Source organism: Lentzea pudingi, from assembly GCF_014646255.1.
Taxonomy (GTDB): Bacteria; Actinomycetota; Actinomycetes; order Mycobacteriales; family Pseudonocardiaceae; genus Lentzea; species Lentzea pudingi.
Map to the genome: position 1 here is coordinate 622,605 of NZ_BMNC01000005.1, position 11,004 is coordinate 633,608.

Annotated in this window: 8 protein-coding genes and 1 tRNA gene; 7 read left to right on the top strand and 2 right to left on the bottom strand. The window is 68.2% G+C overall.

Annotated elements, in window-relative coordinates; all coding sequences use genetic code 11:
* Positions 1–132: 132 nt before the first annotated feature.
* Positions 133–918, bottom strand: coding sequence for an NADP-dependent oxidoreductase (locus IEY88_RS21865; protein ID WP_189156613.1), 786 nt, complete (start codon positions 916–918; stop codon positions 133–135).
* 116 nt (positions 919–1,034) lie between these two features.
* A tRNA-Leu gene (locus tag IEY88_RS21870) sits at positions 1,035–1,117 on the bottom strand.
* A 126-nt stretch (positions 1,118–1,243) separates the two neighbouring features.
* Here IEY88_RS21870 and IEY88_RS21875 point away from each other — a divergent pair.
* The 7 genes from IEY88_RS21875 to pknB are packed head-to-tail and all read left to right on the top strand — an operon-like array spanning position 1,244 to position 10,908.
* Positions 1,244–2,503 (top strand): FHA domain-containing protein, encoded by a 1,260-nt coding sequence (locus IEY88_RS21875; protein WP_189156614.1) that lies wholly within the window; start codon positions 1,244–1,246, stop codon positions 2,501–2,503.
* A gap of 49 nt (positions 2,504–2,552) precedes the next feature.
* Positions 2,553–3,014, top strand: a complete 462-nt coding sequence (locus tag IEY88_RS21880) for an FHA domain-containing protein FhaB/FipA (RefSeq protein WP_030480247.1) — start codon at positions 2,553–2,555, stop codon at positions 3,012–3,014.
* Entirely contained in the window at positions 3,011–4,441 is a 1,431-nt protein-coding gene (locus IEY88_RS21885) for a PP2C family protein-serine/threonine phosphatase (protein WP_189156615.1), read from the top strand. The genes IEY88_RS21880 and IEY88_RS21885 overlap by 4 nt, the downstream gene beginning before the upstream one ends.
* A gap of 3 nt (positions 4,442–4,444) precedes the next feature.
* Positions 4,445–5,911 (top strand): FtsW/RodA/SpoVE family cell cycle protein, encoded by a 1,467-nt coding sequence (locus IEY88_RS21890; protein ID WP_189156616.1) that lies wholly within the window; start codon positions 4,445–4,447, stop codon positions 5,909–5,911.
* Entirely contained in the window at positions 5,908–7,380 is a 1,473-nt protein-coding gene (locus IEY88_RS21895; protein WP_189156617.1) for a peptidoglycan D,D-transpeptidase FtsI family protein, read from the top strand. Before IEY88_RS21890 ends, IEY88_RS21895 begins: the two co-directional genes overlap by 4 nt.
* A complete protein-coding gene (locus tag IEY88_RS21900) occupies positions 7,380–8,855 on the top strand; it encodes a serine/threonine-protein kinase (RefSeq protein ID WP_189156618.1) in 1,476 nt (491 codons plus the stop codon). Before IEY88_RS21895 ends, IEY88_RS21900 begins: the two co-directional genes overlap by 1 nt.
* 55 nt (positions 8,856–8,910) lie before the next feature.
* Entirely contained in the window at positions 8,911–10,908 is a 1,998-nt protein-coding gene (gene pknB / locus IEY88_RS21905) for a Stk1 family PASTA domain-containing Ser/Thr kinase (RefSeq protein ID WP_189156619.1), read from the top strand.
* Positions 10,909–11,004 lie beyond the last annotated feature (96 nt).

Below are 11,004 nucleotides of genomic sequence, written 5' to 3' on the forward strand. Positions count from 1 at the left end.
TCTGGGTGACGTTAATCCGGATGGACGCACCAAAAGAGCTGCTCAAAGTGGGTGCGCCAGGCGTGGCGGCAAAAAGCCGGTCAGCGGTACCGGTCACCGCTCGCCGACCGCTCACCGCGCCAGAACGACCACCTACATGATGATCACGGTTTTGCCGGGCCCGTGACCTGCGAAAACGTCGGCAGCCTCGCGCAACGGCACGCGCCGGGCGATCGGTACCTCCAGGTCACCCGCCCGCACCAGGGACGCCAGTCGCTCCAGTGCTTCCCGTGAACCCTTCATGCCGAAGTTCTGCGCGGGATCAGCGGAAACGTAGTTGGTGTTGAAGGCCAGCGGCGCATAGCGCGCGTTCGCCTCGAACGACGAACGGTCGGCGCTCACGAGGTCGATGAGCGCGTCGGCCTCGACGAGGGAGTCGCCGCGGCCGATCGGGACGACCCGCTTGCCGGCCGCACGCGCGATCTGGACCGCGAACGACCCGACGCCACCCGTGGCGCCGACGATCAGCACGGATTGCGCGGTGCCGAGCGACTCGACCAACTGCAATGCGGTCATACCCGCGGTCGGCAATGCGGCGGCAACGGCGGGATCGAGGTCTTCCGGCAACGGGGCCAACGCGTTCTCGGCCGGAACTGTGACGTACTCGGCGTATGTTCCGCCGCCGACGGGACGGTGGAAGAAGGTGCCGAAAATCCTCTCCCCTGAACCTTCCACCTCACCCGCACCATCCGTTCCCGGAACGAGGGGGAACCGGTGCGGCGTGGAACCGCGGAGCATCCCGTTCACGACTTTGCGGTCGAACGGGTTCACGCTGGCCGCGAACAGCCGGACGAGGAGCTGACCAGGCTCGGGCGCGGGCCGGGGAACCTCGACGAGTTCGAGTTCCGCACCGAAGTCGGCTGCGGCTATCGCCCACATGGTGCCCCCCGAACGAGTGACAGACGTCACCTGTTGGATCAAGGAATCCGATACTGCCGATCAACGAAAGAACCCCCCTCGCGATATTCGCGAGAGGGGTTCTCTCTGTCTTTCGATGGGCAAGGGGGGAGTTGAACCCCCACGTCCTTTCGGACACACGGACCTGAACCGTGCGCGTCTGCCATTCCGCCACTTGCCCCTGGAGACGTTGGAAACACTAGCACGCGTCCAAACCAGGTTCCTAATCGCCCCCTGTAGGCCTGGTCGCACCCGGATACGATCGGTGCAGGAGCCCGGCCGTGCGGGACGAGTGGAGGGAGTCGACATGGGCCTGCAACGCTTCGAGCGCAAGCTGGAAGGTCTCGTCGGCAACACTTTCGCGCGCGTGTTCGGCGGCAGCGTCGTGCCCCAAGAGGTGGCACAGGCACTGCACCGGGAGGGTGACAGCAACATCCGCGAACTCGCGGGTGGCAGACTGCTAGCCCCCAACCACTACAAGGTGCTGCTCGGGCCTCAGGACCACGAACGTCTTGCGGGCGACGAGCAGGATGAACTACGCATCACACAGCTTCTCGCAGAGGGCCTGCGAGAGCACCTGGCCGAGTCCGGATGGGATACCTATGGTGACGTCGTAGTCTCCCTGGAGCGCTCCGAGGCGCTGCACACCGGACAGTTCCGAACCAGCTCGTCCGTCGACCCCGACGTGAAAGCGGCCAGCCGACGGTCAGCACCACCTCGCACCGCAGGAGACCGATCCATGAGCCAGCCACCCGGCTACGGACAAGGACAGGGCCAGCCCGGCCAGGACCCTTATGGTCAGGGCGGCTACGGCCAGCAGGGCTACGACCAGCAGCAGCAGGGCTATGACCAGCAGGGTTATGGCCAGCAGCAGGGTTACGGCCAGCAAGGACAGGACCAGGGCTACGGCCAGCAGCAGGGCTATGGCCAGCAGGGCTACGACCAGGGCTACGGCGGCGGCCAGCAGGGCGGCGGCTACGACCAGGGTTACGGCCAGCAGCAGGGCTACGACCAGGGTTACGGCGGCGGCCAGCAGCAGGGCTACGGCCAGGACCAGGGTTACGGCCAGCAGCAGGGCTACGGCCAGCAGGGCTACGACCAGGGTTACGGCGGCGGCCAGCAGGGCGGCGGCTACGACCAGGGTTACGGCCAGCAGCAGGCCGGAGGCTACGACCAGGGCTACGGGCAGCAGCCGGGTTACGGCCAGCAAGGCGGCTACGACCAGGGCTACAACCAGGGCGGATACGCCCCGCCGGCCACCCAGGGCGCGAACCGTCAGCTCAACGCGACGCTGCACCTCGACGACGGATCCAACCGGACGTACAACCTGAAGCAGGGTGGAAACGTCGTAGGACGTGGGCAGGAAGCCGACTTCCGCCTCCCGGACACTGGAGTCTCCAGGCGCCACCTGGAAATCTCCTGGGACGGGCAGAATGCGATGCTCGCTGATCTCGGTTCGACCAACGGCACGACGGTGAACGGCACACCAGTGCAGACTTGGCAGCTCGCGGAGGGCGACGTCGTCCGCATCGGCCACTCGTCACTGGTCTACCGCACCGCGGGCTAGGTCGGTACGGGCGTCGGTATGCAACTCAAGGCAGGAGCGGTTACAACCGGTGCAAGAGCTGGTGATGCAGCTGACCAGAGCGGGCTTTCTCGTCCTCCTCTGGCTCTTTGTGCTGGCCGCCCTACGTGTGGTCCGCTCTGATCTGTACGCAGCCTCAGGGCTCCGGGCGTCAGGACTGCCCGGATTCCGGAGGTCCGAGAAGTCGGCGAGGGGAAGCAAGGCGCCTCGGCAACTCGTGGTCACCCACGGGGCGCTCACGGGCACCCGCATCTCACTCGACGGCAGGCCGATCCTGATCGGCCGCGCTGACGACTCCACTCTCGTGCTGGACGACGACTTCGCGTCGACCAGGCACGCGCGGCTGTCCATGCGCGGTACCGACTGGTACGTGGAGGACCTCGGCTCCACGAACGGCACCTACCTGGACCGAGCCAAGGTCACCGCACCTCTGCGCGTACCTCTCGGCACCCCGATCCGCATTGGCAAAACGGTGATCGAGCTGCGCTCATGACCTTGGTACTTCGATACGCGGCCCGCAGCGACAGGGGCCTGGTTCGCGCCAACAACCAGGACTCCGTGTACGCGGGTCCCCGCCTGCTCGCAGTAGCCGACGGCATGGGTGGCCACGCCGCCGGTGAAGTCGCGAGCAAGGTGGTCATCGCCTCGCTGGCCCACGTCGACGACGACGAGCCCGGCGACGACCTCCTCGGCAAGCTGCGCGACGCGGTCGCGAGTGGCAACGGCGCCATCTCCGAGCTCGTGACGAGCGACCCGGACCTGGAGGGCATGGGCACCACGCTCACGGCCATCCTGTTCGCGGGCAACCGGCTCGGACTCGTGCACATCGGCGACTCGCGCGCATACCTCCTGAGGGAGGGGTCCTTCGCGCAGATCACGCACGACGACACGTTCGTCCAGTCGTTGATCGACGAGGGCCGGATCACCCCGGACGAGGCCGCCACGCACCCGCAGCGCTCGTTGCTGCTGCGTGCTCTGACCGGCCACGACTTCGAGCCCAGTCTCACGGTGCGCGAGGCGCGCGCCGGCGACCGGTTCCTGCTCTGCTCGGACGGTCTGTCCGGAGTCGTGAGCCTGGAGACGCTCGACGAGGCGATCCGCATCCCCGACCCGCAGGCCTGCTCCGACCGGATGATCGAGCTCGCGCTCAAGGGCGGCGGTCCCGACAACGTCACGGTGATCGTGGCGGACGTCGAGGACGTCGACTTCGGCGACGACTACCCGATCGTCGGCGGCGCGGCGGGTGACGGCAGCGAGGAGCACAACACTCCGCCGGACTCCGCTGCCTCCCGGGCCGCGACGCTCACGCAGCAGCGCCCGCCCATGCCGCAGCGCATGGACGCGCCGCCTCCTCCCCCGCCGGACCCGAAGCGCAAGAAGCGCAACGCCATCAAGGCGTTCGCGATCATCTTCGTGCTGCTCCTGCTGACGGGTGTCGTGGCGGTCGGCGGCAAGCTGTGGCTCAACACCCAGTACTACGTCGGCGCCACCGAGGACGGCCAGGTCTCGATCTTCCGCGGCCTGAACGGCACGGTGCTCGGCTTCAAGCTGTCGTCCAAGGTCGAGGACTCGTGCCCGCCCGGATCCACGGGCTGCACCCCGATCACGCTGAAGGACCTGCAGGAAGCCGGCCGGAAGACCATCACCGCGGGCATCCGCAGCGACAACGGCCTCGACGGCGCCCGCGCCGCGGTCCGGTTGCTGCGCACCGAGCACATGCTCCCGCTGTGCAAGGACACCTCGTCGACGTCGAGCACCAGCACCACGCCCACGACGCCCACGACTCCGTCCAGCTCGCCCGGCGGTACGACGACGACCACCACGCCGCCCGCGAACGGTTCGCCGGAGACCGGCTCCACGGAGCCTTCGCTCACCCCCTCCCAGCAGAAGCCGGGTGTGGAATGCCGGGAGGGTCCGTAGTTGATGGGCTCGCCCGCCCCCGCCGGGGAAGGCTCAGCGTCGGTGGCGACGAGCACGTCGCCAGGGTTGAAGGCGCCGACTCGACGTGGCACCGAACTGGTGATGCTGTCCTTCGCCGCCGGTCTCGTGACGCTGGCACTGATCCTGGTCGAGCTGAACCAGGAGCGCTCGCTGAGCCTGAGGATCCTCTACCTCGGTCTCGCGTACCTCGGGCTCTTCGCATGTGCCCACCTCGCCGTGCGCAGGTGGGCGCCGTACGCCGACCCGGCGATCCTGCCGTGCGTCGCGCTGCTCAACGGACTCGGACTGGTGGTCATCCACCGGATCGACCTGGCGCTCGAGGGCACCGTCTTCCCTGACGGCTCGACATGGGACCCGGTGGCGTTCAAGCAGGTCATCTGGACCGGCATCGGGTTGCTGCTGTTCGCGGCGACGTTGAAGTTCCTGCCGGACCACCGGATGCTCGCGCGCTTCGGCTACACGTTCGGCCTCGTCGGACTGGTCGCCCTGCTGCTGCCCGGTGTGCTGCCCGGCTTCATCGCACCGACGATCAACGGCGCGAAGATCTGGCTGCGCATCGGACCGCTGTCGATCCAGCCCGGTGAGTTCGCCAAGATCCTGCTGATGGTCTTCTTCGCCGCGTTCCTGGTGTCGAAACGTGACCTCTTCACCGTGGCCGGGCGCCGTTTTCTGGGTATGGACCTGCCGCGCGCACGTGACCTCGGCCCGCTGTTCGCGGCCTGGGGCGTCACGGTCGCGGTCATGGTGCTGCAGAAGGACCTCGGTTCCTCGCTGCTGTTCTTCGGCATCGTGCTCGTGCTGCTCTACATCGCCACCGAACGCGCGGCGTGGGTCGTGCTCGGTCTCGGCCTGTTCTCCGGCGGCGCGATCATCGCGTGGAAGCTGTTCACGCACGTGCAGCAGCGCGTCGCGAACTGGCAGGACCCGATCGCGCGCTACGACGTGGTTGGTGGCGGGTACCAGATCTCGCAGTCGCTGTTCGCTCTCGCGACCGGCGGCATCGGCGGTGCCGGTCTCGGCGCCGGCCGGCCGGAGATGATCCCCGAGTCCAACACCGACTTCATCACCGCCGTCATCGGCGAGGAGCTCGGGTTCATCGGCTTCGCGGCGCTGCTGCTGGTCTACATGATCTTCGCCTTGCGCGGCCTGCGCGGGGCGATCTCCGTGCGCGACAGCTTCGGCAAGCTGCTGGGCGGCGGTCTCGCGTTCGCGGTCTGCTTCCAGGTGTTCATCGTCGTCGGCGGTATCACCAAGCTGATCCCGATGACGGGCATCACCGCGCCGTTCCTGTCCTACGGCGGTTCGTCGCTTCTCGCGAACTACATCCTGGTCGCGTTGCTACTGCGAATTTCTGCGGCGGCGCGGGCCCCGCAGCGGATCGCGAAGCCGAAACCGCAACAACCGGCTATCGCCGACCAGCACACTGTGATGGTGGAGCGTCCCAAATGAACACACCGCTCCGCCGCGTCGGCATGGCCATGATGGTGATGATTCTGCTCCTGCTGGGCAACGCCACGTGGGTGCAGGTGATCAACGCCGACGAGTGGCGCAAGAACGCCTACAACCGCCGGGTGCTGCTCGACGAGTACGCCCGCAAGCGCGGTCTGATCACGGTCGCCGACGGCACGGTGATCGCGGACGTCAAGGAGACGAGCGACCGTCTTCGGTTCCTGCGCACCTACGGCGCGGGGAAGGCCTACGCGCCCGTCACCGGGTACCTGTCGGTCACCTACGGCACCTCCGGCATGGAGCGCGCCGAGAACGACCTGCTCAACGGCTCGGACGACAGGCTGTTCGCGCGCCGCGTCTCCGCGTTGATCACCGGTCGTGACCCGGTCGGCGGCAACGTGCAGCTCACCCTGGACGCCAAGGTGCAGCAGACCGCGTACGACCAGCTGACGGCGAAGGGCTTCACCGGCTCGGTCGTCGCGATCAAGCCGGACACCGGTGAGATCCTCGCGATGGCGAGCACACCGTCCTACGACCCGAACCTGCTCGCGAGCCACGACGTGAACGAGCAGGCGGCGGCGTGGAAGCAGCTCAACGCCGACGACTCGGGCGACCCGCTGCTCAACCGCGCGACGCAGGCCCTCTACCCGGCCGGCTCGACGCTGAAGGTCGTCGTCGCGGCCGCCGCGCTCGCCGACGGCAAGAACAAGGACTCGCAGTACACCGCCAAGGGTTCGATCACGCTGCCCGGCAGCACGCGACCGCTGCCGAACTTCAACGGCACCCCGTGCGGCCCCGGCGAGACGGTGTCGATGGAGACCGCGCTCGCGAAGTCGTGCAACACGGCGTTCGGCGAGATGGCGGGCCAGCTCGGCGCGAACAAGCTGCGCCGGCAGGCCGAGAAGTTCGGCTTCAACGACCCGGACCTCACGGTGCCGCTGGTCGTCGAGACCTCGACGCTCGGCCCGATCCCGGACGACGCGGCGCTCTACCAGACCGGCATCGGCCAGCGCGACGTGCAGATCACGCCGCTGGAGAACGCGGTGATCGCGGCGACGATCGCGAACAACGGCAAGCGCATGCAGCCGTACCTGGTGTCGAAGATCCTCGGCCCGGACCTGAAGGCGATCGACGAGACCGACCCCGACGAGGTCGAGACCGCGATGAGCACGGCCAACGCCAACGCCCTGCGCGACATGATGATCCAGTCGGAGATCAACACCGGTGGCGAGGGCCGCCTGCAGAACGTGCAGGTGGCGTCCAAGACCGGTACCGCCGAGCACGGCGTCGACGTCACGAAGAACAACCCGCACGCCTGGTACATCGCCTTCGCGCCGGCGCAGAAGCCGGAGATCGCCATCGCGGTCATCGTGGAGGACGGTGGCGACCGGGGTCTGGGCGCCACCGGCGGCAAGGTCGCCGCACCGATCGGGCGCGCCGTGATGAACGCGTACCTGGCAGGCCGCTGATGCTGACCACGGGCCAGCTCCTCGCCGACCGCTACCGCCTCACCAGGCGGATAGCGGTCGGTGGCATGGGAGAGGTCTGGGAGGCGGCGGACGACAGGCTCGACCGCCGCGTCGCGGTGAAGGTGCTCAAGGCGGAGCTCTCCGGAGACCCCGAGTTCCTGCACCGCTTCCGCGTCGAGGCGCGGATGACCGCGTCGCTCAACCACCCCGGCATCGCGTCGGTGCACGACTACGGCGAGACCGCGTCCGTGGCGGACGGGCCGGAGGACACGGCCTACCTGGTGATGGAGCTCGTCGAGGGCGACCCGCTCGCGACGATCATCTCCCGCGGCCGGCTGAGCGCCGACGTGACGCTCGACCTGCTGGAGCAGACCGGGAACGCGTTGCAGGCGGCCCACGAACGCGGGCTCGTGCACCGCGACGTGAAGCCCGGGAACATCATGGTCACGCCGTCGGGGAAGGTGAAGATCACCGACTTCGGCATCGCGAAGGCCGTGGACGCGGCACCTGTGACGCGGTCCGGCATGGTGATGGGCACCGCGCACTACATCGCCCCCGAGCAAGCTCTTGGCGGCGAGGCCGAACCGGCGAGCGACGTCTACTCGTTGGCGGTGTGTGGCTACGAGTGCTTGGCCGGTCACCGGCCGTTCCTGTCGGACAACGCGGTGACGGTCGCGATGATGCACATCCGCGACATCGCGCCGCCGTTGCCGCGGGACGTCCCGCCGGGCGCGCGGGCGTTGATCGAGGCGACTCTGGTGAAGGACCCGCGGCAGCGCTACCGGACCGGCGGGGAGTTCGCCGCGGCCGTCAGCGCCGTGCGGGTGGGCCAGCCGCTGCCGACGCCGTCCGGGTTCACGATGCCCCCGCCGATTCCCCAGCAGGTCGCGCCGCCGCAACCTCCTCCTCCGCAGGTGTCGCAGCCGCTGCCGGTTCCACTGCAGATGGCGCACCGCCCCGGACACGCCGCCACCCACCCGCCGATGCAGCCGGTGCACCAGACGGGCATGCAACCGGTGCATCAGACCGGAACGTTCACTCCCATGCCGACACCACCGGGGAGAAACCGGAGCGGGGTCTGGGTTATGGTCGCTTTCCTGGTGGCCGTGCTGCTGGTGGTCGGCGTGGTCGTGCTGTGGAAGCTGACCGGCAAGCAGAACGACGGCGCCGGGCAAGGCGGCCGGCCGACGACGTCCAGCACGGCGAACCCGAACGCTCCGGCGAACGGTCAGGCGAAGCCCGACTCCGCCGACCGGATACCGGGCAGCCAGCCGATGCGGATCAACGAGGACGACTACATCGGTCGTTCCGGCGACGCGGTCAGCATCGAGCTGATCGACCGCGGTCTGGAGCCCAAGGTGCAGAGCGCGCAGGGCACAGCTCCGGGCGACTTGAAGAAGTGCCGGGTCACCGCCATCGCGCCCACAGGCGAGGTGCCGGTCGGCTCGCAGGTGAAGGTGACGTGCGCGCCATGAGCAAGACCAGAACCGAGTTCGGAACACCGTCGACGAGGAGCGGGACGAAGCACCGATGAGCACTCCGCGACTGCTCTCAAACCGCTACGAACTGGGTGAGACTCTCGGGTACGGCGGCATGTCCGAGGTCCACAAGGGGCGGGACGTCCGCCTCGGCAGAGACGTGGCGATCAAGGTGCTGCGGGCCGACCTCGCCCGTGACTCCCAGTTCCAGGAACGCTTCCGGCGTGAGGCGCAGAACTCCGCCGCTCTGAACCACCCGGCGATCGTCGCCGTCTACGACACAGGTGAGACGCAGACCGAGTACGGCCCGCTGCCCTACATCGTGATGGAGTTCGTCGACGGACGGACGCTGCGCGACATCGTGAAGACGCAGGGCCCGCTGTCCGGCAAGCGCGCCATGGAGGTCATGGCCGACGTCTCGGCCGCACTCGACTTCAGCCACCGGCACGGCATCGTCCACCGCGACGTGAAGCCCGCGAACGTGATGATCACGAAGTCCGGTGCCGTCAAGGTGATGGACTTCGGCATCGCCCGCGCGCTGCACGACGGCCAGGCCGCGGTCACCCAGACCGCCGCCGTCATCGGCACGGCCCAGTACCTGTCGCCGGAGCAGGCGCGCGGCGAGTCCGTCGACGCCCGTTCCGACGTCTACGCCGCCGGCTGCGTGCTGTTCGAGCTGCTGACCGGGGAGCCGCCGTTCACCGGTGACTCGCCCGTCGCGGTCGCGTACCAGCACGTGCGGGAGGACCCGAAGGCTCCGTCGCAGCTGAACCCGAAGGTGTCGCCGCAGCTCGACGCGATCGTGCTGAAGGCGATGTCGAAGGGTCCGGCGAACCGCTACCAGTCGGCCGCGGAGATGCGCGGCGACCTGGTGCGCGTGCTGTCGGGTCAGCGCCCGTCCGCGCCCGCCGTGATGACGGCCGAGGACCGCACCGCCGTGATGAACGAGCAGGCGGCGCGTCCCGCGCGGACGCAGGTCGTGTCCGGCGGCAGGCACCGCCCGGCGGCGTTGAAGTCGGAGCCGGACGACGACTACGACCCGATCGCCGACGAGGAAGAAGAACGTCGCGCGCGGCGCAAGAAGACGATCATGATCGTGCTCGTGGTGATCCTGTGCGTGGCCGTCCTCGGTCTCGCCGCGTGGATCACCAAGAACGTGATGGGCAACGACGGCGAAGCGGTGCAGAAGGTCTCGGTCCCGCAGATCGTGGGTCTGAGCCCGCTCGAGGCCAGGGAGCAGATCACCAAGGCGGGTCTCTCCGCGGTCCAGGAGGACGTGGCCTGCGAGCCCGGTCCGAACGGTGCCGCGGCGAAGTGCAACGCCGACCAGATCAACAAGGTGATCGGCACGAACCCGCCGGAGGGCACCCAGCTCACGAAGGGCGCGAAGGTCACCATCTCCGTCGGCGCGCCTCCGGGTGAGGGCACCGTGCCCGACCTGAAGGGCAAGACCGCCGCCGAGGCTCAGGGGATCCTGGACAAGGACCCCAACGGCTTCAAGCTGCAGCAGGGCGAGTCCGTCGAGGTCGACGACGCGTCGAAGGCCGGCAAGGTCGCGCAGCAGAACCCCGAGGTCGGGCTGAAGCTGAAGAAGGGCGGCACGATCAGCATCCAGCTCGGCAAGGCGCCGGACAGGGTGAACGTACCGGGTGTCGTGAACGACGACCAGGCCGATGCGCGCCAGACCCTCGAGGGTTCCGGCTTCAAGGTCCAGATCACCCCGGTCGACAGCTCCAAGCCCGAGGGCACCGTCCTCACGCAGAACCCGCAGGCCAACACCAAGGTCGACAAGGGCGCGACGGTCACGCTGACGGTCTCGAAGGGCAACCAGCTCGAGATGCCGGACCTGGTCGGCCTCGACCAGCAGGCAGCCGAGCAGAAGCTCAGGGCGCTGGGCTGGAACGGTTCCTTCAACGTCGACAAGGTCCAGAACAGCGACCCGACGAAGCGCGACAAGGTGCTCACGCAGCAGATCGCCAAGGGCACGGCGATCACCAGGGGCACCGCGGTGAACGTCACCGTGGCCCAGCTCGGGATCGGCGGAAGCTAGATCTTCCGAACATGCGAAAGGGGGCGGCTTCCGTTGTGAACTGCCTCCCGGAAGTTGGACTGGAAATCCAGTTCCAATCGTCCGGGAGTGGTTCGT

Coding starts and splice junctions, on each gene's coding strand:
- IEY88_RS21865 (WP_189156613.1), bottom strand. CDS start 918: ATGTGGGCGATAGCCGCAGCCGACTTCGGTGCGGAACTCGAACTCGTC.
- IEY88_RS21875 (WP_189156614.1), top strand. CDS start 1,244: ATGGGCCTGCAACGCTTCGAGCGCAAGCTGGAAGGTCTCGTCGGCAAC.
- IEY88_RS21885 (WP_189156615.1), top strand. CDS start 3,011: ATGACCTTGGTACTTCGATACGCGGCCCGCAGCGACAGGGGCCTGGTT.
- IEY88_RS21890 (WP_189156616.1), top strand. CDS start 4,445: ATGGGCTCGCCCGCCCCCGCCGGGGAAGGCTCAGCGTCGGTGGCGACG.
- IEY88_RS21895 (WP_189156617.1), top strand. CDS start 5,908: ATGAACACACCGCTCCGCCGCGTCGGCATGGCCATGATGGTGATGATT.
- IEY88_RS21900 (WP_189156618.1), top strand. CDS start 7,380: ATGCTGACCACGGGCCAGCTCCTCGCCGACCGCTACCGCCTCACCAGG.
- pknB (WP_189156619.1), top strand. CDS start 8,911: ATGAGCACTCCGCGACTGCTCTCAAACCGCTACGAACTGGGTGAGACT.